Annotated in this window: 22 protein-coding genes; 10 read left to right on the plus strand and 12 right to left on the minus strand. The window is 66.0% G+C overall.

All coding sequences use genetic code 11. The annotated features are described in order from the left end of the window. Positions 1 to 59 precede the first annotated feature (59 nt). Complete coding sequence (gene ppa, locus CRO39_RS08560) at positions 60 to 593, minus strand: inorganic diphosphatase (protein WP_097121478.1); 534 nt, start codon at positions 591 to 593, stop codon at positions 60 to 62. 481 nt (positions 594 to 1,074) lie between these two features. Here ppa and CRO39_RS08565 point away from each other — a divergent pair, with 481 nt between their 5' ends. The 8 genes from CRO39_RS08565 (at position 1,075) to CRO39_RS08600 (ending at position 5,851) form a co-directional block, all read left to right on the plus strand. Continuing rightward, positions 1,075 to 1,578 (plus strand): hypothetical protein, encoded by a 504-nt coding sequence (locus CRO39_RS08565; protein WP_097121479.1) that lies wholly within the window; start codon positions 1,075 to 1,077, stop codon positions 1,576 to 1,578. A gap of 377 nt (positions 1,579 to 1,955) precedes the next feature. Continuing rightward, positions 1,956 to 2,336 (plus strand): hypothetical protein, encoded by a 381-nt coding sequence (locus tag CRO39_RS08570; protein WP_097121480.1) that lies wholly within the window; start codon positions 1,956 to 1,958, stop codon positions 2,334 to 2,336. Between the two features lie 223 nt (positions 2,337 to 2,559). Next, entirely contained in the window at positions 2,560 to 2,943 is a 384-nt protein-coding gene (locus CRO39_RS08575) for an EF-hand domain-containing protein (RefSeq protein ID WP_097121481.1), read from the plus strand. Positions 2,944 to 3,029: 86 nt separating this feature from the next. Next, complete coding sequence (locus CRO39_RS08580) at positions 3,030 to 3,338, plus strand: EF-hand domain-containing protein (RefSeq protein WP_097121482.1); 309 nt, start codon at positions 3,030 to 3,032, stop codon at positions 3,336 to 3,338. 55 nt (positions 3,339 to 3,393) lie between these two features. Then, positions 3,394 to 3,702, plus strand: a complete 309-nt coding sequence (locus tag CRO39_RS08585) for a hypothetical protein (RefSeq protein ID WP_141400755.1) — start codon at positions 3,394 to 3,396, stop codon at positions 3,700 to 3,702. Between the two features lie 151 nt (positions 3,703 to 3,853). Then, positions 3,854 to 4,663 carry an HAD family hydrolase gene (locus CRO39_RS08590; protein WP_141400756.1) on the plus strand — a complete coding sequence of 270 codons (810 nt, stop codon included), beginning with the start codon at positions 3,854 to 3,856 and terminating at the stop codon, positions 4,661 to 4,663. A 123-nt stretch (positions 4,664 to 4,786) separates the two neighbouring features. Then, the gene (locus CRO39_RS08595) at positions 4,787 to 5,230 is read left to right on the plus strand and encodes a hypothetical protein (RefSeq protein ID WP_097121484.1); all 444 of its coding nucleotides are present in this window, start codon (positions 4,787 to 4,789) and stop codon (positions 5,228 to 5,230) included. 153 nt (positions 5,231 to 5,383) lie between these two features. Continuing rightward, positions 5,384 to 5,851, plus strand: coding sequence for a hypothetical protein (locus CRO39_RS08600; protein WP_141400757.1), 468 nt, complete (start codon positions 5,384 to 5,386; stop codon positions 5,849 to 5,851). Between the two features lie 49 nt (positions 5,852 to 5,900). On the opposite strand, the gene CRO39_RS08605 is transcribed toward CRO39_RS08600, so the two are convergent. The 9 genes from CRO39_RS08605 to CRO39_RS08645 form a co-directional block, all read right to left on the minus strand. Further along, positions 5,901 to 7,028 (minus strand): cupin domain-containing protein, encoded by a 1,128-nt coding sequence (locus tag CRO39_RS08605; protein ID WP_097121486.1) that lies wholly within the window; start codon positions 7,026 to 7,028, stop codon positions 5,901 to 5,903. A gap of 116 nt (positions 7,029 to 7,144) precedes the next feature. Further along, positions 7,145 to 7,903 carry a 2-dehydro-3-deoxy-D-gluconate 5-dehydrogenase KduD gene (kduD, locus tag CRO39_RS08610; RefSeq protein ID WP_097121487.1) on the minus strand — a complete coding sequence of 253 codons (759 nt, stop codon included), beginning with the start codon at positions 7,901 to 7,903 and terminating at the stop codon, positions 7,145 to 7,147. A gap of 148 nt (positions 7,904 to 8,051) precedes the next feature. After that, positions 8,052 to 8,900: a 5-dehydro-4-deoxy-D-glucuronate isomerase gene (gene kduI, locus CRO39_RS08615; protein ID WP_097121634.1), complete on the minus strand. Its 849-nt coding sequence runs from the start codon at positions 8,898 to 8,900 to the stop codon at positions 8,052 to 8,054. A 212-nt stretch (positions 8,901 to 9,112) separates the two neighbouring features. Then, the gene (locus CRO39_RS08620; RefSeq protein WP_097121488.1) at positions 9,113 to 10,168 is read right to left on the minus strand and encodes a LacI family DNA-binding transcriptional regulator; all 1,056 of its coding nucleotides are present in this window, start codon (positions 10,166 to 10,168) and stop codon (positions 9,113 to 9,115) included. Between the two features lie 107 nt (positions 10,169 to 10,275). Further along, the gene (locus CRO39_RS08625; protein ID WP_097121635.1) at positions 10,276 to 11,829 is read right to left on the minus strand and encodes a family 43 glycosylhydrolase; all 1,554 of its coding nucleotides are present in this window, start codon (positions 11,827 to 11,829) and stop codon (positions 10,276 to 10,278) included. A 109-nt stretch (positions 11,830 to 11,938) separates the two neighbouring features. Next, positions 11,939 to 13,222: a TRAP transporter large permease gene (locus tag CRO39_RS08630; protein ID WP_097121489.1), complete on the minus strand. Its 1,284-nt coding sequence runs from the start codon at positions 13,220 to 13,222 to the stop codon at positions 11,939 to 11,941. Between the two features lie 3 nt (positions 13,223 to 13,225). Further along, positions 13,226 to 13,753 carry a TRAP transporter small permease gene (locus tag CRO39_RS08635; RefSeq protein ID WP_097121490.1) on the minus strand — a complete coding sequence of 176 codons (528 nt, stop codon included), beginning with the start codon at positions 13,751 to 13,753 and terminating at the stop codon, positions 13,226 to 13,228. 9 nt (positions 13,754 to 13,762) lie between these two features. Next, positions 13,763 to 14,761 (minus strand): TRAP transporter substrate-binding protein, encoded by a 999-nt coding sequence (locus CRO39_RS08640; RefSeq protein WP_097121491.1) that lies wholly within the window; start codon positions 14,759 to 14,761, stop codon positions 13,763 to 13,765. Between the two features lie 19 nt (positions 14,762 to 14,780). Next, the gene (locus tag CRO39_RS08645) at positions 14,781 to 15,641 is read right to left on the minus strand and encodes a 2-keto-4-pentenoate hydratase (protein ID WP_425479670.1); all 861 of its coding nucleotides are present in this window, start codon (positions 15,639 to 15,641) and stop codon (positions 14,781 to 14,783) included. Positions 15,642 to 15,938: 297 nt separating this feature from the next. Here CRO39_RS08645 and CRO39_RS08650 point away from each other — a divergent pair, with 297 nt between their 5' ends. Continuing rightward, positions 15,939 to 16,946 (plus strand): alpha/beta hydrolase, encoded by a 1,008-nt coding sequence (locus CRO39_RS08650; protein WP_425479673.1) that lies wholly within the window; start codon positions 15,939 to 15,941, stop codon positions 16,944 to 16,946. Between the two features lie 90 nt (positions 16,947 to 17,036). Beyond that, positions 17,037 to 17,846, plus strand: coding sequence for a rhamnogalacturonan acetylesterase (locus tag CRO39_RS08655; protein WP_238394581.1), 810 nt, complete (start codon positions 17,037 to 17,039; stop codon positions 17,844 to 17,846). A 50-nt stretch (positions 17,847 to 17,896) separates the two neighbouring features. On the opposite strand, the gene CRO39_RS08660 is transcribed toward CRO39_RS08655, so the two are convergent. After that, positions 17,897 to 21,721: a LamG-like jellyroll fold domain-containing protein gene (locus CRO39_RS08660; RefSeq protein ID WP_097121638.1), complete on the minus strand. Its 3,825-nt coding sequence runs from the start codon at positions 21,719 to 21,721 to the stop codon at positions 17,897 to 17,899. Between the two features lie 468 nt (positions 21,722 to 22,189). Beyond that, positions 22,190 to 24,340, minus strand: coding sequence for a pectate lyase family protein (locus tag CRO39_RS08665; protein ID WP_097121493.1), 2,151 nt, complete (start codon positions 24,338 to 24,340; stop codon positions 22,190 to 22,192). Positions 24,341 to 24,490 lie beyond the last annotated feature (150 nt).

Genomic DNA, 24,490 nt, shown 5'->3' on the forward strand with positions numbered 1-24,490 from the left:
TTTACAGACACGAAAAAGCCGCCCGAGGGCGGCTTTTCCGTTGATGCCTGGCTGGTTCGTCAAGCCTGCTGCCGGTAGCGCTCGATCGAATCCAGCAGCACCTTCTTGGCGTCGGCGGCGTTGCCCCAGCCGTCCAGCTTGACCCACTTGCCCTTCTCCAGATCCTTGTAGTGTTCGAAGAAGTGGCCGATGCGTTCCAGCCAGTGCGGGCTGACCTGTTCGATGTCGTGGATGTGGCTGTAGCCGGAGAAGACCTTGTCCACCGGCACCGCCAGCAGCTTTTCGTCGCTGCCGGCTTCATCGCTCATCCGCAGCACGCCAACCGGACGGCAGCGGATCACCGAGCCGGGAATCAGCGGCAGCGGCAGCACCACCAGCACGTCGGCCGGGTCGCCGTCGCCGCACTGGGTATGGGGCACGTAGCCATAGTTGCAGGGGTAGCGCATGGGGGTGGAGAGGATGCGGTCGACGAAGATGGCGCCGCTTTCCTTGTCTACTTCGTACTTCACCGGTTCCGAATCCTTCGGAATCTCGATGATGACGTTGATTTCTTCCGGCGGGTTCTTGCCGGTGGAAACATGGTCCAGACCCATGGCTGCTCCAAGGTGCGATTGACTGACGGGGAGGCGAATTCTACGCGGTTGCGTGTTGCGGCGCAGCACCTGGCTGGCACGGCTGCGCCGGAACCCATGCCGCCGTGACGATATGCCCTGCAATCCGGGCGTAGGGGACGTCCTGCCCCCAACGCCCTGCCGCTGCCAGGCTCGCGGAATCGACGGCAACCGGCCGGGGCCAGCTGTTTGTGCACTCTGCAGCCTGCGCGACGCGGGCGTTGGGTGGGTCAGCCGCCACGGCGGCGTACCGCACTCTGCCGAAACCCGACGCCAGGTGGCCAGATCGTCGCCTCGCGCGACAATTGCCTGCGACCACGGCAGCCGCCCGAGCCTGCGCGATAGGCGTGGGCTACCGTGCCGTCGGCATGCATCTGCCGTTTAAGCGTTTCTTCACCCGTTGTTTTGCCATTGGGTCCTACGGTTGAGGCGCCTGAACATGGGTGCCCACAGGAGATACGTCATGAAGACCAGACGCGTATTCAGTGCCCCGGATATCGGCACGGCGGAAAATGCGCTCGATGCCGCCATCCGCATGGGCATACGACCGGATCATGCCGCGTTGGTGGGAGAGTCCGAAATCGAGATGCTGCAGGTACCCGACGCGCAGAAGGAAGCCTCGCCGACCGATTTCATGCCTGCGGCGCTCAGGGGCATCGTCGGCGGCAGTGTGATTGGCCTGATCGGCGGCATTGTCGGCATGGTGCTGCCGGCCGTGGGCATGCACTGGTCGGGCGTCGTGCTGACCACCCTGGTCGGTGCGACCGTCGGCGGCTGGTCGGCGGCCCTGGCCGGATCCTCGGTGCCCAGCGAAGTGCGCCGCGACTACAAGCAGGAAATCGCCGCCGGACAGTTGCTGGTCGTGATAGATGAAGAAGACGAGGCCGTACTTGAACGCGCGAGCGATGCCGTGGCCGCCGCCGGCACCCGCCGGCTGCAGGTTGTCCGCCACGGTTTGCTGCACTGATGCAGTGACTTCGTGTCTGCGGCCGTGAGCCGCCGGCACGGCCGTCAGCGGCGATCGGATGCCGCTGGCAGGCCGCACCGCGCTTGCGCCGCGGCCATGCGGCTGCATTCGGATGGTCTATCCGCAACCCCATCGATGGACTTGCGCCAGTGCTAGTCGCGCATGCGCCGGCAGACATCGAACCGCGAGCGTTGCGCTGCCGCACCCGTTGGCGGCCAGGCCGAGGCGAGCGGCTACCGGAACGGTTATCCTTGCGTTCCGCATAGCAGCGGCTTCCGCAGCCTGGGGAGGCTGCCTGTCGGCAAGGCGCCGGTCCTGGCATTTCTGCTGCTCCATCGAATCAACCCGACGACGACCGTGCGTGGAGCACGCCATCCATGAATTTGCCCTTGCACCTTGGTTTTGTTGGCGCGCTGGAAGCGGGAATCATCGCATTGCTGATCGGCATGCTGGCCTACGCCGGTTGGCACTGGCTGTGCCGCAAGCTGGGCTGGTCGGTAGGGCACGCCATCGGTTGGGCCTGCGTAACTGCAGTGGCGATCAGTGCAGGCATCGATGCCTGGAACCTGTTCTATCTGGGCATGATGAAACTGGAGTCGCCGCTGTATGCGCGCCTCGCCCTGCAAGGCATTCACGATGCCGGCAGTCTCGGTTCGCGCGTTGTGTGCGAAGTGGTCGGTGCGTTGGCCGGTGTCGTGCTCAGCTGGCACTGGTTCAGCGTTCGCTCAGCAAAGAAAAACGGCCGCGAAAATGGCTGAAACACGCCGTCAAAACGCCTAAATCACGAATGCATCACGCAATGTACGCCGTGCTGACGGAGCGCTCACGCATAGCTAACGAACGCAGTAATAGAAAAAAACTCGCTTGTGGTTAAGCCTGTGTGCACACAGATTTTTGCCTGCATGTTTTGTTCACGACGGTGCCGGCATGGTGGCACCGTGCGCTATGCAGCGCACTCCCAAAACAACGGAGCAAACCACAATGAACAACCAGAACCGTAAACCGCTGATTGGTCTGATCGCCCTGACCGCCGCCCTGGCGATGCCGCTGGCATTTGCCCAGAGCGCCACCGAAGAAGATGCCGCCACGCAGGCGCAGTCGCAGGTTGATGAAGCCACTCAGGACGCCGCTACCGGTTCCGCAGAGCAGTCGGCCACCCAGTCCAGCGGCAGCGCCGGCCAGCAGGGCTGGGCCGATCTGGACACCAATGGCGACGGCATGATCAGCAAGGAAGAGTCTGCCGCCAACGCCGGCCTCTCGCAGATTTTCGATCAGGCCGATGCCGATGCCGACGGCAGCCTGACCCAGGACGAATACAAGTCCTTCGTCGAGAAGAGCTACGGCGAACCGCAGCCGCAGCAGTAAATCAGGTCCAGCCAGGAAGGGCGGCGCAGGCCGCCCTTTCCTTTCGACGCGGCGTCGCATCCGTGCAGCGATAGGAGGCCACGGCGATGAAACTCCACCGCACCGCCCGATGGACAGGTTCGATATGCGTCCTGCTGGCAACGGCGGCCGCCGTTGCTCCTGCCTGGGCACAGAGCGCAAACCCGGCTACCTCGCTACCGCCGGCGGGCGATACGGCTACGCCGGTTCCCCGCAGTTTCGAGGAACTGGATGCCAACGGCGACGGCGCCATCAGCAAGGACGAAGCCGCGGTCGACCCTGCATTGACCCAGGCGTTCGGCACGCTCGATCAGGATGCCGACGGCAGACTCAGCGAAAGCGAGTACAGCGCCTATCAGGGCGGTAGCGATGGCTAGTCACTGCTGACGCGGCCGCGACCGGCCACTGCGTCCCTCAGAGGAGAAACGCGATATGAATCCGAACACCCGAAATCCCCTGCGCATGGCGCTGACACTGGGCGCGATGCTATCCGGCGCGATGCTGTTGACCGCGTGCGGCCCGAAGGATGAAGAAGTCGAGCCGATGCCGCCGGCGCCGATGGAAGAAACCCCGCCACCGGCGGAAACGCCGCCTCCGTACGACGATCCGGCGACCACGCCACCGCCGACGGACCCGGCCATGCCGCCGCCGGCCGATCCGAATGCGCCGCCGCCGGCGACCACCGGCGATGCCGATATGCCGCCGCCAGCCGAAGAGGGCGCACCGCCGGCAGGCAACTGAGCCGGGCGAACTGATCGATGACCGCAGACCGGCCCGGGAGATCCCGGGCCGGTCTGCGATTGCGCAGGGCAGGGAGTCGTTGCCGGCTGCAAGCGCCGCTATCCATCCGTTATCCTGATCGCCCTCCATACGAATGCGGAAACAGGTCGGCATGAGCGAAAGTCGCGGCATCCGCTGGGTCGGTTTTGACGGCGACGACACCCTTTGGAGAAGCGAGGACTACTACCGGGTTGCCGAGCAGGAATTCGAACGCATCATCGGCCAGTACATCGATTTGACCGATGCGGGGACCTTGCGGCATCTGTTGGCGGTGGAACGGCGCAACCTGAAAATCTTCGGCTACGGCGTGAAAGGCATGACGCTGTCGATGATTGAAGCGGCGATAGAACTGACCGGGGAAAGAATCAGCGCCCGCGACCTGCGCGGGGTCGTCGAAATCGGCAGGGCCACGCTGCAGCACCCGGTCGAGTTGCTGCCGGGTGTCCGCGAGGCGGTGGAAAGGATTGCCGCCACGCACGACATCGTTCTGATCACCAAGGGCGATCTGTTCCACCAGGAAGCCAAGATCGCCGGGTCGGGACTGGCCGATCTGTTTCATCGCATCGAGATCGTTTCCGAGAAGGACGCGCATACGTATACCCGCGTGGTGCGCGAACTCGGCGTGGATACGCGGCAGTTCCTGATGATCGGAAACTCCTTGCGCTCGGATATCGAGCCGGTCCTGCAAATCGGCGGCTGGGGCTTGCATGTGCCATACCACATCACCTGGGCGCATGAGTCCGAACACGGCCTGGGCGCGGCCGCGCAACGATGGCTGAGCGTCGCCACCGCGGCGGAACTGCCGGCTGCGGTCGCCGCAATCGACGCCAGTGCCGCCGCCGCCCCGATTCCGCTGGAACCGGCTTTGCCCGAAGCATTGACGGCGCGCGTAACCGCTCAGCCAGCGGGCGCCGCCGATTAACGCCGGGTGTATGCCGAAGGCCGGCTAAAACGGTTCCGTCGGGCGGGTTAAATAGGCGTTCACCATTGCCGATCCATCGTTTGGCCATACCCGCCGTTGTGCGGGAATACGGAGAAGGGAAAAATGTTCAGCTCACTCATTGCCCGCATCCTGGCGCCTGCCGTTTTCGCCGCTGGCTTGGGCATTGCGGCCTTCGCACCGGCTCCGGCCCGCGCCAGCGACGATCTGGTTCGCGTCATTGTCGACGTCGCGGATGTGATCTACCACGGCGGCAATCCGTACTACCGCCATGGCCGCGGCTATTACCCGGACAACCGCGTGATCATCGTACGCGACCGCTACCATCGTCCGACGTACTACCGCTATGTTCCGCGGACGGTCTATTACGCCGGTCCTCCCTATGGCAAGGCCCACGGCTACTACCGGAACGCGCCGCGCTACGACCATCGCTACGTACGTTACGACGACCGTCGCTATGACCGGCACTACGACCGTCGCTACGATCGCCGCCACGACTGGCGCGATGACGGTCACCGCGGCAAGAAACGCCATCGCTACGGTGATTGATTCTGAAGAATCGCCATATCCGGATCCGTTGGCATGGCGCTCGAATCGTTCGGGCGCCATCCGGCCTTGCTGCCGAAGCCGTGCCAGGCGCGGCAGCCAGGTTCTTCCGTCCGGCCAATGCATTCCGGCGCGATAGTGCGGCACAATGCGGCCATGCCGAACAAGCGTATCTGCCGCAATCTGCTGATCGGCCTGCTGCTGGCGGTTGCGGCGGGCGGCAGCCTGGCCCAATCCCCGGGAGAGTATTCGCCGCGCAGCGGCGATGCCTGGATTGACCGCCATCTCACCGACATCAATGCCTACGCGGAGCGTTACCCGGCCAGTTTCGCCGACGAGATGGCGCGCTACTACGCGGTTCCGCGCGGCTATGTCGAGGCGATGATGAAGCAGCCCGACTGGACCGCCGGCGATATCTACATGGCTTGCGCGTTGGCCAAAGTGGCGGGGCAGCCATGCCGCGCCGTGGTGCGCGAATGGTCGCGCGATCATGCCGAAGGGTGGCAATCGGTGGCCGAGCGGCTGGAAGCCGGACCGGGTTCAGCGCCGTATCGCCGGCTACGCCAGGGTTTGACCGAGACCTATGCCCGCTGGAGCCGGCCACAGCCTTCCGCACGCGACTGAGATGCCACTGGCGCCGGCGCGTCGCTTCCAGGGCGCGTCTTCAGGCGGCCTATTGCGTGGGCGATTTGCCGTACATGATCAGCAGCACCAGATCTTCTTCGCCCGACTGCTGGATGGCATGGCTGCTGCCGGGACGGGTCAGCATGGCGTCGCCCGGCCCGACCTGATGCTGCCGGCCATCCAGAACGTAGCGGCCATTGCCGCTGAGCACGTAGTAGATTTCGTCCTTGCGGTGCTGGTGCAGGCCGATGCCGGCACCTTTGTGCAGCACGCGCTTGCGGAACTCGAATGCCAGCCCCGGCACGTCGCGGAAGAACGGGTAGGCGGTGGTTTGGCCTGCGCCGCCATGCGGACCGGGTTGGTCGACGGCCAGCTCATCCTCGCTGACGACCAATGAGGGATAGCGTTGCGCCGCCTGGTCGGCCAGTGCGGTGGCCGGCGCGCCGCAATCGGTATCGCGCACCGCATGCGGCGCCAACGACGGATCCAGCCGCTTCCAGCCGTCCACCACCAGGCAGGCGATGGCCACCGCGCCGCGGCGCTGGAAGTGCACGTCATCGGCCTGCTGCTGTTCCGGCACATGCAGGTAATAGTCGCGCGATGGCGCTGGACCCAGCGCGCGCAGCCAGTCCATGCTGCTGCGGGTCAGATCGATCAGGCCGACGTTCTGCGCCGCGGCCAGTTCGCGTACGGCTTGCGCGTACGGGCCGTGGGTGTCGACCGGTTCGCTGCCGTCGAACCGGCGAACCGCGACCGGGGTAATCAGGATAGGGGTGGCGCCGTGTTGGCGCGCCAGATCCACATAGCGCATCAGCCACTGCCCGAACGCCTGCCGCGGCTCGTTGTAGCGTTGCGGGTCTTCGATTTTTGCGTCGTTGTGGCCGAACTGGATCAGCAGCACATCGCCGGTTTTGATCTCGCCGGCGATGCCATCCAGCCAACCCTGCTCGATGAAGCTGCGCGAACTGCGGCCGCTTTTGGCACGATTGCGGACGGCGAAGCTGTCATCGAGGAACGAATCCAGCGCCTGTCCCCAACCCTGACGCGGCGCGCGCTCCGGGCCGTATTCGCTGGCGGTGGAATCGCCGGCAATGAAGACCTGCCGCGGCGGATTGCCGGCGTGCGCCGTCAGCGCGAAGAAGGCGCAAACAAAACCGATGACGGACCATTTCGGCATGGAGGTGTCTCGTCTGCAATGCTTTTTTGTTCCTGTAGGAGCGACGTCAGTCGCGATGAGGCTCTACCGGTAAAGCCTCATCGCGACTGACGTCGCTCCTACAGGGAAACTTCGGCTCAGCGCGCCAGCCAGCCGCCGTCGACCGGAATCACCGCGCCGTTGACGTAGTCCGACGCCTTGCTGGCCAGGAACACCGCGGTGCCGCCGAGATCCGACGGTTCGCCCCAGCGCGCGGCGGGAATGCGGTCCAGGATGGCCTTGTTGCGCTCGGCATCGGCGCGCAGCTGCGCGGTGTTGTCGGTGGCCATGTAGCCGGGCGCAATGGCGTTGATGTTGATGCCCTTGCTGGCCCATTCGTTGGCCAGCAGGCGGGTGATGCCGGCGATGCCGGACTTGCTGGCGGTGTAGGAGGGCACGCGGATGCCGCCCTGGAACGACAGCATCGAGGCGATGTTGATGATCTTGCCGCTGCCCTGGGCGATGAAATGCTTGCCGGCGGCCTGCGACATGAAGAAGGCGCCCTTGATGTTGACGTTCATCACGTCGTCCCAGTCCTTTTCGCTGAACTCGACCGCGTCGGCGCGGCGGATCAGGCCGGCGTTGTTGACCAGGATGTCCAGGCCGCCGAGGCCGGCGACCGTCTCGGCGACGATGCGCTCGACCGGCTCGATGCTGATCAGATTGGCTTCGATGTTGAGGAAGCGGCGGCCGAGCGCGCGGACCTTTTCGCCGGTCTCCGTTGCTTCGACGATACCGGCACCGGCGATGTCGGCGCCGGCTTCGGCCAGCGCCAGCGCGATGCCCTGGCCAAGACCGGTGTTGGCGCCGGTAACCAGCGCGACCTTGCCTTGCAGACTGAATGGGTTGCTTGCCATGAGGTTCTCTCGGTTGAATGGGTACGACGGTGGTGTTGGGTGGGGCGGGGCCTGTTGGTCCCGTTTCGCGGACCTCGCTGCCCCGGACGGATGCTGGCGCTGGGATGCTGCGGGATTTGCCGGGCCCTGCCCGTCGCCGCGGGCCCGCCTACTTGAGCTGGCAGATGTCCAGCACGTTCATGTCGGTGTAGTCCAGGTTCTCGCCGCCCATTGCCCAGATGAAGCAGTAGTTGCTGGTACCCGAGCCCATGTGGATCGACCACGGCGGCGATACCACCGCCTCGTTGTCGGCGACGACGATATGGCGCTGCGCATCCGGTTGGCCCATGAAGTGGTAGATGCGGTCGTTCTCGCCCAGGTCGAAGTAGAAATAGACCTCGCTGCGGCGGTCGTGCAGATGCGGAGGCATCGTGTTCCAGACACTGCCGGTCTTGAGCACGGTCAGGCCCAGCAGCAACTGCGAGGATTGGCAGGTGGCCGGCACGATGTACTGGTAGATGGTGCGTTCGTTGCTGGTCTCCAGCGAACCGCGTTCCAGCGCCACCGCGTCCTTGATCGCCAGCGCCTTGGTCTCGAAGCGCGCATGCGCCGGGGTGGAAGTCAGGTAGAAGCGCGCCGGGTTGGCGGCATCGTCCGATTCGAACGCCACGTCTTGGCTGCCCATCGCCACGTACAGGCCATCCTTCGGTCCCAGCAGGTAGACGGTGCCGTCGACGGTGACCTTGCCGGCGCCGCCGCCAACGTTGATCACGCCCAGTTCGCGGCGCTCCAGAAATGGTTTTCCGGCGGCCGAGGCCGGCTCGGTCTGGCGCGGCAGTTCGACCTTCTGAGCCACCGGCGCGGCGCCGCCGATCACGAAGCGCTCGTTGTGCGAATAGTTCAGCTGCACGGTATCGGCGACGAACAAACCGCTGATCAGGTAGCGGTCGCGCAGCTGGTCGTTGCTGGCGCCGTCCATCATGTCGGGGTGGGTGGCGTGGTAGGTCTTGCAGTACATGGCAGGCTCCATGGAGGGCTTTGGGCGGGCGCGGGAGATGGCATCCGCGACGTGGGTAGGGCGATTCTAGCGTCTCAGGTAACCGGTGTCATTTTGCGCTGCGGTAGGGAGCCGGGAATCGGGAACTGGGAATTCGGGGGCGGGGGTGGAGCCGAACAGTTCCTGGCTGGATTCAGGAATACGGCTCGCTCAACGATTCCCTATTCCCGGCCTTATTCCGGCGGCTGGCAGGAATCGCGGATGACCAGGTGCGGGCGGATGCTGGCGGCGGTCAACGGATTGCCGCCGTCGGGATGGATCAGCATGGCGGCGGCGATGCGGCCGGTGTCGCGGGTGTTGCGGCGCACCGAGGTCAGCGCCGGCCACAGTCGCGAGGCCAGCGGGCTGTCGTCGAAACCGACCACCGACAGCTGGCGCGGAATGCTGATGCCGGCGCGCATGGCGACCTTGTAGACGCCGGCGGCCATTTCGTCGTTGCCGGTGAAGATGGCGGTCGGACGCTGTTTGCCGGACAGCAGTTTCTCGGCGGCGCTGACACCGGATTCGAAGGTATAGCCGGCTTCGATGATGCGCGATCTGGGCAGTTCTATGCCGCGCTTGGCCAGCGCCTCGACAAAGCCGTCGGTGCGTTCGATGGCCGAGCGGTAGGCGGCCGGGCCGGTGATCAGGGCGATATCGGTATGGCCCAGCGACAGCAGGTATTCGGCCGCTTCGGCGGCGCCATTGCGGTCGTGGGTGACCACCATCCGCGATGGCTCGTCCATCGACACCGAGGCGATGCGCGTGTAGCGCACGCCGATTTCGGCCAGCATGTCGGCCAGCGCCTGGTCCTCGGAAGCGCGCGGCACCAGCATCACGCCGTGCAACTTCTGCTGCTGGACGAAACGGCGCACGCCATCGATATAGCCCGGGCTGCGGCTGTCGCAGGGATGCACGACCAGTTCGAAACCCGAATCGCGCAACGCGTCCAGCGCGCCATACTGCATGTTGACGATGTACTGCGCGGTCGGGTTGTCGTAGACCATGCCGATCAGGAACGAGCGCCGGAACGCCAGTCCGCGCGCCATCGGATCCGGCACATAGCCCATCTCGCGCATCAGCGCCTCGACCTTCTCGCGGGTGTCCTTACGCACCAGCGGCGAGTGGTTGATGATGCGCGAAACGGTCTTCTTCGATACGCCGGAAAGCCGGGCGATGTCGTTGATGGTCGCGGCCTTGCCGTGGGCGGGCAGAGGGGCGGGACTTTCGGGCTTTTTGCGCGCTGGCATGGATGTCGTCTTGACGTGGTTCGTTGGGATTCTAGAGCGTGCGATGGGCTTTGGGGGGAGTGCCGGGATCCGCTGCCGCGCCGCCAGGCGGCGAGCGCGCTGCCAATTCAGTCCAGCGCGCGGTAGCGGAAGTTGCGGAAGCGGACCTGTCCCTTCCCGGCCGCGTACAGCGACGGCTTCAGCGCCAGGAAGCCGCCGGCCACGTTGTGGTGGTAGCCGGAGACTTCCATCTGCACGGGGTACTTGGTCCACGTCCTGCCGTCCTGGCTGCTGTGGATGGTCACGATATGGCGGTTGTGGGTGACCCGCAGCCAGAGTTTGCCGCCCCTGGCGCTGGGCTTGAGCGTGCCGGGGCGCTCAAGCCCGTAGCGGTGCATGACGAACTGCTCGCCGTTGCTGCCCACGCCGGCGTACAGGCGGTCGTTGTAGAACAGCAGGGCGCCGCCCTGGGCGCCGGGCTCGACCTCCATCTCCACTTCGAACTGATAGGCCAGATCGCCGGCGATGAGGCCCAGCGGCGAGCTGTCGCGCGGTGAGCTGCCCTTGCCGCGCAGGCTCAGCACGCCGTCGCCGAAGCCCAGGCGGTCGTATTCCCCCGGGGCAGGGTCGTAGAACGCCCATTGCGGGCCCAGCTTGCCGCTGCGGAAATCGTCCGACAGCGCCATGCCGTGCTGGCCGATGGCCATGCCGGCGGGCTTGCGCAGCGGCTGGCTGAGGTCGCCGCCCTTGGCGACGAACCAGCCATCGTCGGTCCATTCGATGGGATCCAGCAGTGCCTGCCGGCCCAGCGTCCAGAAGCCCTTCTCGTAGCCGTGGTAGATCATCCACCACTGGCCCGCGCTGTCTTCCACCAGCGTGGCGTGGCCGCGCGACCACCAGTACTGCTCGGCCGAGGTGGTGCGCACCACCGGGTTGTCGGGCGCGTTCTCCCACGGGCCATGGATGGAGCGGGAGCGCGCCACGATGACCATGTGCCCGGTCGGCGGGCCGGCCGTGCCGCCGACCGCGGTGATCATGTAGTACCAGCCATCGCGGAAGGCGATCTTGGGGCCTTCCTGCGCGTAGGCTTCCACGTCCCATTCTTCGGGATAGCGCCAGCCGTCGTAGACGTGCTTGACGTCGCCGACTGTGCTCAGGCCGTCATCGGCCAGCTGGACATAGTCGCCGCCGCTGAGGAACAGGTAGCGCCTGCCGTCCTCGCCGACCGCATGGCCAGGGTCGATGTGGCCGGGCAGGCCGATGTCGATGGGCTCGCTCCAGGGGCCGCGGATGTCGTCGGCCCAGACCACGTAGTTGCTGCGCAGGCTGCCTTCGGTGCCGCCATGGCGCGCGGGAAAATAGATGTAGTAGCGGCCCTGGTGCTTGACCAGGTCCGGCGCCCAGATCGACCCCACATTGCGGGTGATGGCGTGCCCGATGGGCTGCCAGTTGACCAGATCGCGCGAGTGCCACAACGGCAGGCCGGGGTAGGCGGTGAACGATGACAGCGTGAGGTAGTAGTCCTCGCCGTCGCGCAGCACCGATGGATCGGGACGGTCGCCGGCCAGCACCGGGTTCAGGAACGTGCCGTCGCCCAGGTCGGCCTGGCGCTGATGCTCGATGCCGCGTTTCCACGGCAGTGGCTGCGATTCCGCGGCCGACGCGGACGATGCCAGCAGCATCAGGGCGGCGGCGGTGGCGAACAAACCTTTCAGACGCACGGTAGCTTCCTCCTCATGGGTGCAACGGTGGTGCGGACAAGGAACGCCGCGCAGCGCCCCGGACCGGTATTCATGCCCGCAGCAGCTTCGGCAGCCACAGCGACATTTCCGGGAAGAACGCCACCACCAGCAGCACCGCCAGTCCGGCCAGCCAGAACGGCCAGATGCTGCGCATCGTTTCGGCGATGCTGATCTTGCCGATGGCGGTGCCGATGAACAGCACCGAGCCCACCGGCGGCGTGACCAGGCCGAGCCCGCCGGTCAGCACCAGCACCAGGCCGAAATGGATCGGGTCGATGCCATAGGCGCGCGCCACCGGCAGGAAGATCGGCGTGCAGATCAGGATCATCGGCGCCAGATCCATGAACGTGCCCAGCAGCAGCAATACGATGATGATCAGCAGCAGCACCATGGCCTTGCTGTCGGCGATCGACTGCAAGGCTTCCACCGCCGCCGCAGGAACCTGCAGGTAGGCCAGCAGCCAGCCGAACACCGCCGCGGTGGCGATGACGAACAGGATGACGCCGGTCGAACGCGCCGCATGCGTCACCGTGGCCAGGAACTCGCGCAGCTTCAGTTGCCGGTACAGCACGCTGGTGACCAGCAGCGCATACACCACCGCAACGGCCGCGCTTTCGACCGCGGTGAAGATGCCGGCGCGGATGCCGACGAAGATCAGCGCCACCAGGCCCAGTCCCGGCAACGCCGAGATCAGCCGCAGCAGCACCGCGCGCATGCCCGGGAAGGCTTCCACGCCATAGCCGCGCCGGCACGCCACCAGCCAGCCGGTGAACATCAGCACCACGGTCATCAGCAGCGCCGGCACGATGCCGGCGGCGAACAGATCGGCAATCGACAGCCCGCCGCCGGCCGCGGCCGAAAACAGGATCAGGTTGTGCGAGGGCGGCACCAGCAGCGCCACCAGCGCCGCGGTGATGCTGACGTTGACGGCGAAATCGCGGTCGTAGCCGCGCTTGATCATCTGCGGAATCATGGTGCCGCCGACCGCCGAAACGTCGGCGATGGCCGAGCCGGAGACGCCGCCGAAGAACAGCGACGACAGCACGCTGACCTGGCCCAGACCGCCGCGCATGCGCCCGACCAGCGAAGAGGCCAGGCTGATCAGCCGCTCGGAGATGCCGCCGCGCATCATGATTTCGCCGGCGAAGATGAACAGCGGAATCGCAATCAGCGACGGCGAACCGGAACCGGCGGAGATCTGCTGGACCATCACGATGGACGGCAGATCCAGATAGAACAGCGTCAGCAGCGCCGCGGCGGCCAGCGCGTAGGCGACCGGGACGCCGATGATCAACAGCAGCGCAAAGACGGAAAACAGGATCGCAATAGCCATGGGTCAGCGGGCTCCCGCAGCGGACAGGGAAGGCGCACGCAGCACCAGCAACAGGCGGTTGAACGCGAACAGCACCATCAGCGCGCCGCCGGCCGCCAGCGGCAGATAGGCGATGCTCTGCGGCATCGGCGCACCGGCAATGCGCACGTCCAGGCCGTCCAGCAGCAGCACGCTGGCCCAGTAGGCAATCACCGAACCGATCAGCATCATGACCAGCGGGGACACCGCATGGACCACGCGCCGGAGCGCCGGCGGCAGCGAATCGGCCAGCAGGAAGAAGCCGAAGTGGCGATTGGTGTGCACGCCGGAGGCCGCGCCCAGGCTCATCGCGGTGCTCAGCAGCAGCACCGTGACCGGTTCGGTCCAACTGGGCGAATCGTTGATGACGTAGCGGGCGAATACCTGCCAGCCCTGCACCAGGACCAGCCCCAGCAAGGCGGTGGCGGCCACGCCGATGGTCAGGTCGGAGAGGCGATCCAGCGCGCGCTGCGCAGGGCCGGCGGAAGCAGCGGGAGTCGTGTCTTCGGACATCGCGGGGTCTCAGGCGAGGTCGCGGATGCGACGGTAGAGGGGTTGGATTTCGCTGCGGCGGGTGTAGTCGGCCAGCAGCGGTTCGGCGGCCTTGCGGAAGGCCGCCATGTCGACCTCGTTGAACTTGACGCCGTAGTCGAGCACCGCCTGGCGCGCCGCGCTTTCGGATGCGTCCCAGTGCTGGCGCATGACCGCAACCGAACGGCGCGCGGCGTCCAGCAGCAGTTCGCGGTCGGCCGGCGCCAGCGCATCGAAGCTGCGCCGCGAAATCAGCAGCACGTCGGGCGCGTAGGAATGTTCGCTCTGCGACCAGTACGCCGCCGCCTCGAAATGGCGGCTGGAGTGGAAGCTGCGCATGTTGTTCTCGGCGCCGTCGATCATCTTCGTTTCCATGCCAGAGAACACCTCGCCCAGCGACAGCGGGGTGGGGTTGGCGCCGAACATGCGCAGCATGCGGATGAAGATGTCCGAAGCCGGCACGCGGATTTTCAGGCCGTGCAGATCCTGCGGCGTATGCAGCGGACGGCGCGCGTTGTAGAAACAGCGTGCGCCGGAGTCGTAGATGGCCAGACCGACCAGATCGCGCTTGGAGAAGCCTTCCAGCACCCGCGTGCCGACATCGCTGTCCATGGCCCGGCGCATATGCGCGACGGATTCGAACACGTACGGCAGCGACAGCGCCTGAGTCAGCGGAAACGCATTGTTCAAGGCGCCCGAGTAGACCCGGGTCATGTCGATGGCGCCGAAGCGGGCCATGTCGATGGCCTCGGATTCGCGGCCGAGCTGGCCGGAGTGATAGAGACGGATGCCGATGCGTCCGCCGGTTTCCTGTTCCAGTACCTGCCCGATCCAGCGCACCGCTTCGACGGTGGGATAGTTCTTTACGTGCACGTCGGTGGCGGTCAACACGGTGCCGGCCACCGCGTCCGGCTTGGCCGCCAGCGATGCCAGCGGCGCCGCGCAGGCAAGGCCAATGCCGGTGGACAGGAATCTGCGCCGATTCATCATGCCTTCGCTTCTCCGTTGGTTACGGCGCAAAAGCCGTTGCCGCCGCGGCGCGGCAGACGATATCGCCATAGCCATCGAAATGGATGCGTGCGGTCTGGCCGGCAACGATGTCGTGGATGCCGGTGGCATTGCCGGTGGCGATCAGTTCGCCGTGCTTGAGCGGGCGGCCGCGTTTGGCCGAACGCGCCAGCGCGAATGCGAACGCCGCGCGCAGGCCGCCGGGCAGCATCGTCGCGCCACCGCTGCCGACCAACTGGTCGTCGATGTAGGTCTGGCAGGTCAGTTGGGTTTCGTCCTGCTGCTGCCAGCGGGGTACCTCGGCGCCGACGATCAGGCCGTTGTTGTTGCCGAAATCCGACACCACCACGCGCGGCCCCAGCATGTTGATGGTGGCCAGCGGACTGCTGGCCACTTCCATGCCGATGAACAGCGTACTGGGCACGGCGGCGGCCTGCTCGGGCGTCCACTCGGCCTGGTCCGCGGGCACGTCGGCATCCAGACGCATCACGTATTCGGCTTCGACCGCGCCAAAGCCGCCGGAGAACACCTCAAAGTGAGGCGCCTGGAGCCGCGGATTGCTACCGGTGGCATTTTGCAGCGCGCGCTGGAAAATCGGACCCAGCAGACGTTCGTCGCCGGACTCGTCGCGGCGTTCGGCGGCGATGTAGCCCACCTTCCAGCCGACCACGCGATCCGGCCACTGCGCGATCGCCAGGTCCTGGACGCGGTAGGCGGTCGCCAGGTTGGCCGGAATCTGGCCGGGAAAGTCGGCCAGGGAACGGCCCTGGCGCCTGGCCTGCACGAACTGCGCCGCGATGGTGGCCAGTCCGGGCGTGTCGTCGGCCGGCGCTTCTTTCAGAACGCTTTCATCGCTGCTCAAGGGAATCTCCGCAATGTCTCTGTCTTTGTTGCGTTGCCGAGTGACAACGCTGGTCGATGGCCTGTATATGGTAAACCGGTGTCATCTGCAATACGCAATGCCGCATTCGCGTGCTGGCCGCACGCGTTTCCCACCGGTCCACAGGAGAGAAAACCCATGCCACGCCTGACTGCCGCCGCGATGACGCAGGCTTCCACGATGACCGGCGGCCGGACCGGTTGCGGCGATGGTATTTTGCGCCGCAGCATGGGCGCCCGCAGCCCCAACCGGGCCGCGGGCAGGTCGGCCAACCCGTGGATGCGCGGATTGCGCTTGACGGCAGATCTCGCCGCGGTTCTGTGGATTGCCTTGGCAGTCGCCTTGCCTGGCTACGCCGCACCTGCCGATGGCGAGCCCCCTGACGGCGAGCGCATCTACCTGTGGCCCGGCCGGACTGCGCCGGGTTCGAAGGGATTGCCGTTGACGCAGCAGGTCAGCGAGCGCAGCGACGATCCGGCCCGGCCGGACCGCGCGATTACCGGCGTCAGCCAGCCTTACCTGGTGGTGTACCGGCCCGGCAAACCCAACGGCATCGGCTTGCTGGTGACCCCGGGCGGAGGTTACCAGCGCATCGTGCTGGACAAGGAAGGCACCGCGCTGGCGCACGATTTCGTCGATGCCGGCGGCGTCACCCTGTTCGTGCTGCGCTATCGGCTGCCGGGCGATGGCCATGCCAGCGGGGCGGACGCGCCGTTGGCCGATGCGCAACGCGCGCTGCGGCTGATTCGTGCGCGCGCGCGCGAGTGGCAACTGGATCCGGCGCGGATCGGCGTGATGGGGTTTTCGGCCGGCGGCCATGTCGCCGCCAGCCTGGGCACGCGGTTCGAAGAAAAGGTTTACAAGCGGGTCGACAGGGCCGATGCGCTCAGCGCACGGCCGGATTTCATGCTGCTTATCTATCCGGTGATCAGCATGGACAGCGGGATTGCGCATGGCGGTTCGCGCGAACGCCTGCTCGGCGCGCAGCCTGAGCCGGAACGGGTGCGGCGGTATTCGGCCGAGCAGCGCGTCTTCGCAGACACGCCGCCGGCGTTCCTGCTGCATGCCGAGGATGACGCGGTGGTCGACTCCGAAAACAGCCTGCGCATGCATGCAGCGCTGCGCGCCGCCGGTGTGCCGGTGGAAATGCACCTGTATCCGCGGGGCGGCCATGGTTTTGGCGTGCGCGAAACCACCGGCCTGCCGGTCGCGCTGTGGCCGCAGCTGGCCTTGCGCTGGATGCAGTCGGCTGCCGGCAATCCTTCCATCACTGCTTCGGGAAACTGAACCATGCGTCTTGTCCGTGCCATCGTTGTGCTGAGCGGCCTGTTGAACGGCTTGTTGTTCTGGGGCGATGCCGCTGCCGCTGCGCCGGTCATGCGAGACGGCGTGGAGATAAAACCCATCCGCGCCAGCAAGATCATCCTGATCGGCGATTCGACCACCGCGGTGCAGGGCGGTTGGGGACCGCGCTTTTGCGCCGATCACGTCAGCTCGTTCCTGGCCTGCGTCAATCTGGCGCGCGGCGGCCGCAGCACCTACAACTACCGGGCCGAGGGTTCCTGGGACATCGCGCTGCACGAGATGCGCGGCGGCGCTTACGAGGCGACCTGGGTACTGGTGCAGTTCGGCCACAACGATCAGCCCGGCAAGCCTGGCCGATCGACCGATCTGGCCACTGAGTTCCCCGCCAATCTGCGCCGCTATGTCGAAGAGATTCGCGCGGCCGGCGCGCAGCCGGTGCTGCTGACGCCGCTGACCCGACGCCAGTTCGCCGACGGCCGGTTGGTCGACGATCTGGCGCCCTGGGCCGACGCGGTGCGCAGAGTCGCGGCCGAGATGAAGGTGCCTCTGGTGGATCTGCATGCGCGCAGCCGCGACGCGGTGCAGGGCATGGGACCGGTGCAGGCGATGCGTTTTGCGCAACTGCCCGCTGCGCCCGAGCAGGTGAGCGCCGCCCAAAGCGGCACCACCATCGGCGCAGCGCCGACGCCAACGGCACCCGCTGCGGCAAAGCCGGCCAGTCCGGCGGTACAGGACAACGCCGCGACTGAACCGATGGGCCAGGCCAAGCGCGCGTTCGACTACACCCACCTGGGATCGGAAGGCGCCGACTTCTTCGCCGCCATCGTCGCCGACGAACTGGCGCAGGCGGTGCCGCAGCTACGCAGGCAGTTGATTCCCTGACAGGTTGCGGCCGGCTGCGCTGGACCGCGCTTTCCGCCGCCTCCGGCAGCTCATGGCAGCTTGACTGCGTTGTTGAGCCGGGTCACTTCCTCGGCTTCGCCGTCCAGCGCAATGCGCACCTGGCTGGCATTGGCGGTCTGCGGCAGTTGCACAGTGGTCGTCCGCGGCAGCAGGTCGGTAGGCGCCTGCATCGGCGGCAGCGGCACGCGCGCCAGTTCGTGGCCACGCGCGTCTTCCAGTACCGCGTAGCCGGCCGGCGCGGCGACATGGCCCAGGCTGTGTACGGTCACCTCGATGGCATCACCGGCCACCCGCACATCGCCGCGGCCGATGCCCAGATCCGGACGCTGCTCGACCGGAGTACCGGCCGCGATCAGTTCGAATTCCATCACCACGGTTTGCCGCGGCGGGAACTGCACCTGCACCGACGCGCTTTTCTCCAGCGCAACCTCGCGCACATTGGCCTTGCCGTCTATGGCGTCGTCGCCGTTGCGGTCGATGCCCGAGCGCATCCGCCACTGTCCGGCGGTGACGTTCCAGCCGGTCATCTGCGCGCGCTGCGGTTTGCTGCCAAGGTTGTAGCCGATCACCTTGAAGCGGTCCGGTTGCGCGCCGGGGACCAGGATGGCGACCTGTTCGGCACCGTCATCCTGTTCGAAGCGCCAACTGACGGTATGCCCGGGCCAGCTCTGGTTGCGCTTGAGCGCAATGCCGCCCAGGCGCGCGCGCTGCAGTAACTCGCTGGGCGCCTCGACCCGGTCGGACCACCAGTGGCCTTCGGTGTTCATGTATTCGCGCTGCGCCTTGGCCTGGATGCCTTCGGCGTGCAGTTGCTCCAGATAGCGTTTGTCGCCGGTGGCCTGCCAGGCCATCAGACTGGCGAAGCCGCTGCCGCCCTTGTCGGCCGCTTCGGTCAGCTGCTTGCCCCAGTCCTGCTGCCGGCCCAGCGCATCGACGAAGTTCTCGCCCAGGTTGGACAATCCGCCCGGTCCGCTGCGGGCGACACGGTAGTCCAGCGGCTTCAGGTATCTGTCGTCACCGCTCCAGCGCCACGCCGCCCAGAACAGATGCATGGTGTCGCCGCCGCCGGAGCCTTGCAGCAGTTCGCCGCCACGGGTCTTGCCGGTGGCCCAGTTGATCTCGTTCGGCAGCACCCACCGGCCATCGTCGGCGATATAGGCATGGGCCAGATAGCCATCGGCCAGGCCGGTCACCAGTTTGCGGCCGGTCGGATCGGCGTTGTAGCTGCCCAGCAGGAACGCCGGATGCAGCGCAGGGAACGAGTAGGGCTTCTGCCACTGCCAGTTGGGTTCGCGATAGACCTTGTTGCCGCCGAACCAGTTGCTGGAGAACAGCAGATGGCCCTGGGGGTTGGGCAGAATGATGCGTTCGTCGAAGGCCCTGACCGTTTCCATCAGCCGTTCCAGCGTGCGCGGCTCGCCCCAGTTGAGGTAGAGCATGGCGCTGTTGCTGTTGATGCCTTCCTCGTAGGAATGCAGTTCGTCGGTCTCGATGGTCGACAGCCCGTTGCTGAACATGCCGTTCTTGTAGACCGCCTCGGCCACCGCCGTCAGCGAGGCGTTGAGCTTGTCCGGCAGCACGCCCATCAGCGCCAGCCCCGGCCATTGCTGGACCAGGTCGGTATCGTCGGACAGACCGCCGCCGAAATCGCCGTATTCGACCTGGCGGTTGTCGATCCACCATTCGATGAAACGGCGCACGTACTTCAGATCCTCGACCTGGCGGAATGCCCACAGCGGCACGCCCTTGGGCGGTTCCGGTTGCTGGAATGGCGGGCGGCCCTGGCTGTTGTAGCTGATGTAGTTCCAGTACAGCCGGCCCAGTTCGTGATCCGGATCCACCCGCAGCAGATCGCTCAGATCGGCATAGACGCGCGCATACAGGCGCTGGCGCTTGGAGGTGGTGTGTTCCTCGACCAGGAAGCCCCAGTTGTCGCGGACCTGGTTGAAGCGGTCGGCGATGTGCTCCCGGAGCGCTTGGTCGCGCGGCTTGAACACCATGCGGATCTCGGCGCCGTCCAGCGCCGAGGCGTTGAAGCCCGGCGCGGCCGAGGCGATGCTGATCCACAGGCTGTCGGCGGTCAGGATGCGGTCGCGCAGATCCAGCCACAATGTGCGCTTCTTGCCGGGCTCGACCGAGACGGCGACATCGATCATGTCGCGCGCCGGCCAGATCGGATCCTTGATGCGGATATTGAGCGGAATCACCTTGCCGTCGGGACCATCGTGTGTGGCAGGCAGGTCGAGTGCCGGGATGTCGATGGCCACGCCATCCAGGCCGTCGTACATGTTCTCCCAGCTGTGCGCCCAGCTGCGGATCAGCGGCTGCGCAGCGGGCGCATCGCCCACGCCCGACGGAATCAGCACATGCACGATGGGTGCAGGTTGCGCCGGCAATGAGGCCGCATTGCGCTTGCGCGAGCCGGCGCCCTTTGGCAGCGCCATCACCGTGCTGCGTTCGTTGTCCGGGTAACGGCCATCGATGTAGTCGCGCAGGCTGGCGATGTTGAGGTAGTCCGGCAGCGCCTGGCTGTTGATGAAATAGTGCTGCTTGACCGTGCCTTCCGGCTCGGCGGCGTCGCTGACGCGGTAGGCCCAGATTTCCTGGATCGGCGTTTCCGGTTCGGCATTGCTGAAGCGCAGGCTGCCGCCCTGCAGATCGGAGAAGCTGTCGACGCTGCGCACCACTCCCTGCGGACGCTGGAACAACGCCTGCGCCTGGCCGTCATTGCCGGTGCGGCTGAGCTGGCCGTACGCGGCGCCGCGAATCTCGATGCGGTTGACGGTTTCGTTGTCCGGGATGCTCAGGTCCAGGTTCTGTCCGCCTTCGACATAGGTGTTCCAGTCCGGCAGCTGGAAATAGTCGTCGCGGCCGGGCAGGCGCGAGCGGTTGTAGACCCCGGGCCAGGTGGTTTCGGCGATACCGTCGCTGCCCTTCCACATCCACTGCTTCAGGTCCTTGGTATCGGCGAACTCGACCTTGCGGATGCGGGTGACCGGCAACGTCAGCGCCGGCGGCGGCGCGCCTTCCCAGCCGTGCCGGTGCAGCCAGGCGCGATGATCGTTGCCGCCGGCAACCGCCGTCTTCGGTCCGCCATGGCGGGCCAGCGCGGCTGCGCCGGCGCCATCGAGCATGCGGTCGTAGATGCGGATTTCATCGAAGTCGCTGCCGCGCAGGAAGTTGTAGCGGCTCTGCACCTGGTAGGGCGCCATCACCCGGCCGGCCAGGCCCAGCTGATCCAGCGCCGCATCGTAGTCGGCGCGGGTGTCCTGGCGCGCGACTTCGCTGCCGTCCAGATACAGGCGCACGCCATGGTTCTCGTCCCAGGCGAAGGCGATGTGCTGCCAGGTATCGGCGCTGGGCAGCGTGTCCAGCTTGAACGACACCCGCGTGCGCGCCAGGTTGGCGTCGGTGACGAAGGCATCGAAACCCTGGCCGTTCCAGTCGATGCGCAGCCAGGCCATGTCCCAGCTGCTGTGATCGGCGTAGCCGACGCGGAAAATCACGAACGGCGCTTCGCCGACGGCATAGCGCGGGCGCCAGAAGAACGCCAGCGTACCGCGCTGGGCGTAGATGTTGCCCGGCGCGTTCCACGACAGTACGCCGTCGTCGGCCCATTCGATGGCGCTTCCGCGAACGCCATCGTCGACCCGCTTCACCTTGTCCTTGAAGTTGGGCACGGCGTCGCCGGCGGCGGTATCGGCAATGAAATCCTTGTCGGCCGAGACATGGAACAGCAACTGCGGCGCCTGCGCCGCGGCCTGGCCGATGGCGCCGCCCAGTGCCAGCGCCATCAACGAGCGGCGCAGGCGACGGGACAGGGTGGCAGGACGGGCGGCGGGGCATACGGACATCGGCATTTCCTTCTACGGTTGCATTGACGTTACAGCGGGGAGGCAGCGTGCGCAGCTGGCGCGGCCACGCATGCGGAGGTTTCGGCAGCGAAAGGCCGCCGGTCGCCGGGTATTTTTCTGGGTGCAGCCGTGGGCATTGACGGCATCCAGCGTAAACGACAGCGGTAGCTGCTGTTCCTGCGCCGCAGCAGATCCGGTGTTGGCAAGGCCGATATGGAACGCGGTGCGTGCGTTCTTCGGCTTTGCCAAGGTGTGCCAGCCTGACGGAGGGATAGGCGAGCCCGGTCGCCGCGCAGGACAGTGCAGCGGGCAGTAGGCAGAATCAGGGATTTCAATGCGGTGCGGTTCATCAACGGACCGGAACGAAGAAGGGAACCCAGGCAACAGCCCCTAGGTTCCCGAACGCGGGCGAGCCTTCCCGGACTCGCGCGCGGCGACGCTATCGTCGCGTTCTTCAGAGGGTTTCCTTCATTGGCAACTCGCTGGCGCCGCCGCAATGATCGCGGCGCGACCGGCCGTTTCTGGCGAGACATACGGCGTCATGCCGCCTTTGCCGGCGGTGGCGAATGCATAGCGGGCAAGGTCCATGCCTGCCGGAAACCGGTTGGCGGCGATCAGCTCCCTCGACAGCAGGTCATAGCCGGCGAACATGTCCGGCGTGGTGCCGAAGGCGAAGTTCAGATCCCCGGCGCTGCCTTGCGCCTGGCAGTTGCCATTCGCACCCCAGACGTAGCTGCCGGTGACGCGGATGCTGCCGCCGGTGTAGTCGCGGATCATGTTCGCAAGCCAGTAGGCCATGTCGTCGCCTTTGCTGTTGTCGACGTTGTTGAGGAACATGTTGTCCTCGAACGCGATCCGGCCGCCGACCCGGATGCTCAGCAGATCCTTGCGATAGCCGTAGAAGACGTTGTTGAACATATGCGACTGGCCGCGGCGCAGCAGCGGCACCCGGCGCAGGCCGTTGTAGGCCGCCTCGCCATAGTGCGCGTCGGTGGTCACATACAGATTGTTGTGGATGGTGGTGGTGATCTGCTCGTTGATGGTGCGGCTGTCGCTGGAGCCATGCAGGGAAGCACGCTTGACGTTGAGCAGCTTGTTGAACGACACGGTGATGCTGTGCGCGCCCACCTTGATGTCGTAGGCGGAGTCGCCGGTGTTCTCGAACGTGTTCTGGTGGATCCAGATGTCGTGCGAGGCGCCGGTGGAACGGGTCATGTCCGGATCCAGGTTGTGGTCCTCGACATGGCCGACCCCGACAAAGCGGTTGTTGGTGATGATCACGTTGCGGGTGGTGTGGGTGGGCGTTCCCGAACTGTCGGCGCCGAGCGCGAAGCCGCTGAACAGGAAGGTCGCGTTGCTGCCGCGGCCGTCGATGGTCGTGTTGGAGTCGATCATCGGGATCTTGATCGCGCTCAGGCTGCTGTCGTTGAGCTTGACGTTGAAGAAGGTGTTGTCGCAGGCCGAGCTGGAAACGCCGTGGTTGGCGCACCATAGCGGAGGACTGAGGCATTCGGCCTGGGTGGCGTTGTCCAGCGCCGCCAGCACCGCCGCATTGCTGCAGCCGAGCCGGTACATGGCGATATCGGTAGCAGCGGAAAAATCCCGCTTGTCGAACACGATCCACTTGTAGTCAGGCGAGCTGATCGCAGTGAGGATCTGCTGCTCGGGGGAGACGGAACCGCTTTTCGTGATCACCACCAGCTGGCTGCCGCCATCAGGGTCGTAGCCGCCGGTGGCCTTGTAGCCAAAACCCATCGGCCCACCCAGGGAATCGGCAAGACAGCTGACGATCTGCTGGTCGGTGGTCAGTACCGGCGATTCGCGCCAGTTGACGTTGGGGTCGTTGACCAGGGTACGGCAGGCTTGCAGCGCGCTGCCGCCGCCGCTGGACTGGATGGAGACGCTGGCTGCATTGGAGTTGTAGACGGTGCCGCTGCTGTCGGTCGCCTTGACCCAGTAATAGTAGGTGCCGCTGGCCAGGCCGCTGTCGGTGTAGCTGGTGCCGGTAATGCCGTTGGCGATGCGCACCCGGCCGGCAGGGTCGGGATCGGTGTCGCGATAGATCTGCTGCCCGCTGACGGTGATGCCATCGACCGTCCAGTTCAGATTGGCGCTGGTTCCGGACGCCGCCGCGCTCAGGGAGATGCTGCCGGATGGAGATGCGCTGGCGGCGTAGGTCTCGAACTCGGCCACGGCCGGAGTTGCGGACGAGCCGGTGATCTCGAAGTTGATCTTGGTCAGCGAGACCGGCGCAAAACTGATCGTCCTGGCGCCCGAGCCGCTGGCCAGCACCTGGCCGGTATCGTTGTTCACCAGGTTCCAGGTGCCGATACGGCCCTCATAGCCGGCCGGTTCGCGGATGACCGCCGTGGCGACCGTAGTCGCCGATGCCCATTTGACCGATACCCGTCCGGTGGCGCCGCCCGGCGACCACCAGGTGCCCATATTGCCGTCCAGGACGCTGCCATAGCTGGTGCCGCTGGCCTTGCTGGAGCCGTCGCTGCCGGCTCCCAGGCTGAGGTTGGTGCCGCTCTGGGCGTGCGCGATCGGCGCTGCCCCCGTTCCTATGCCTAAACACAGTAATGCTGCCAACAGACTACGCGATGCCGAGGTCTTCATATTCCCTCCCTACGTGGTTAGCGATCATGGCAAGCCATCCAGGCGGTTCCCGCTCGCACCCTCCGGGTGGAACGCATTGCGTACGCGGCTGCTGATGCGGAGCGGCCGAGACAGCAGGCAAGTCCCATCGCCATTGCGACGGGGCATGCC

This window comes from Pseudoxanthomonas wuyuanensis (assembly GCF_900215535.1).
Lineage (GTDB): Bacteria > Pseudomonadota > Gammaproteobacteria > Xanthomonadales > Xanthomonadaceae > Pseudoxanthomonas_A > Pseudoxanthomonas_A wuyuanensis.

What these genes read in the sequence shown, in the direction of transcription:
- ppa (WP_097121478.1), bottom strand. Translation starts at nt 593, where the DNA reads ATGGGTCTGGACCATGTTTCCACCGGCAAGAACCCGCCGGAAGAAATC.
- CRO39_RS08565 (WP_097121479.1), top strand. Translation starts at nt 1,075, where the DNA reads ATGAAGACCAGACGCGTATTCAGTGCCCCGGATATCGGCACGGCGGAA.
- CRO39_RS08570 (WP_097121480.1), top strand. Translation starts at nt 1,956, where the DNA reads ATGAATTTGCCCTTGCACCTTGGTTTTGTTGGCGCGCTGGAAGCGGGA.
- CRO39_RS08575 (WP_097121481.1), top strand. Translation starts at nt 2,560, where the DNA reads ATGAACAACCAGAACCGTAAACCGCTGATTGGTCTGATCGCCCTGACC.
- CRO39_RS08580 (WP_097121482.1), top strand. Translation starts at nt 3,030, where the DNA reads ATGAAACTCCACCGCACCGCCCGATGGACAGGTTCGATATGCGTCCTG.
- CRO39_RS08585 (WP_141400755.1), top strand. Translation starts at nt 3,394, where the DNA reads ATGAATCCGAACACCCGAAATCCCCTGCGCATGGCGCTGACACTGGGC.
- CRO39_RS08590 (WP_141400756.1), top strand. Translation starts at nt 3,854, where the DNA reads ATGAGCGAAAGTCGCGGCATCCGCTGGGTCGGTTTTGACGGCGACGAC.
- CRO39_RS08595 (WP_097121484.1), top strand. Translation starts at nt 4,787, where the DNA reads ATGTTCAGCTCACTCATTGCCCGCATCCTGGCGCCTGCCGTTTTCGCC.
- CRO39_RS08600 (WP_141400757.1), top strand. Translation starts at nt 5,384, where the DNA reads ATGCCGAACAAGCGTATCTGCCGCAATCTGCTGATCGGCCTGCTGCTG.
- CRO39_RS08605 (WP_097121486.1), bottom strand. Translation starts at nt 7,028, where the DNA reads ATGCCGAAATGGTCCGTCATCGGTTTTGTTTGCGCCTTCTTCGCGCTG.
- kduD (WP_097121487.1), bottom strand. Translation starts at nt 7,903, where the DNA reads ATGGCAAGCAACCCATTCAGTCTGCAAGGCAAGGTCGCGCTGGTTACC.
- kduI (WP_097121634.1), bottom strand. Translation starts at nt 8,900, where the DNA reads ATGTACTGCAAGACCTACCACGCCACCCACCCCGACATGATGGACGGC.
- CRO39_RS08620 (WP_097121488.1), bottom strand. Translation starts at nt 10,168, where the DNA reads ATGCCAGCGCGCAAAAAGCCCGAAAGTCCCGCCCCTCTGCCCGCCCAC.
- CRO39_RS08625 (WP_097121635.1), bottom strand. Translation starts at nt 11,829, where the DNA reads ATGCTGCTGGCATCGTCCGCGTCGGCCGCGGAATCGCAGCCACTGCCG.
- CRO39_RS08630 (WP_097121489.1), bottom strand. Translation starts at nt 13,222, where the DNA reads ATGGCTATTGCGATCCTGTTTTCCGTCTTTGCGCTGCTGTTGATCATC.
- CRO39_RS08635 (WP_097121490.1), bottom strand. Translation starts at nt 13,753, where the DNA reads ATGTCCGAAGACACGACTCCCGCTGCTTCCGCCGGCCCTGCGCAGCGC.
- CRO39_RS08640 (WP_097121491.1), bottom strand. Translation starts at nt 14,761, where the DNA reads ATGATGAATCGGCGCAGATTCCTGTCCACCGGCATTGGCCTTGCCTGC.
- CRO39_RS08650 (WP_425479673.1), top strand. Translation starts at nt 15,939, where the DNA reads ATGCGCGGATTGCGCTTGACGGCAGATCTCGCCGCGGTTCTGTGGATT.
- CRO39_RS08655 (WP_238394581.1), top strand. Translation starts at nt 17,037, where the DNA reads ATGCGAGACGGCGTGGAGATAAAACCCATCCGCGCCAGCAAGATCATC.
- CRO39_RS08660 (WP_097121638.1), bottom strand. Translation starts at nt 21,721, where the DNA reads ATGTCCGTATGCCCCGCCGCCCGTCCTGCCACCCTGTCCCGTCGCCTG.
- CRO39_RS08665 (WP_097121493.1), bottom strand. Translation starts at nt 24,340, where the DNA reads ATGAAGACCTCGGCATCGCGTAGTCTGTTGGCAGCATTACTGTGTTTA.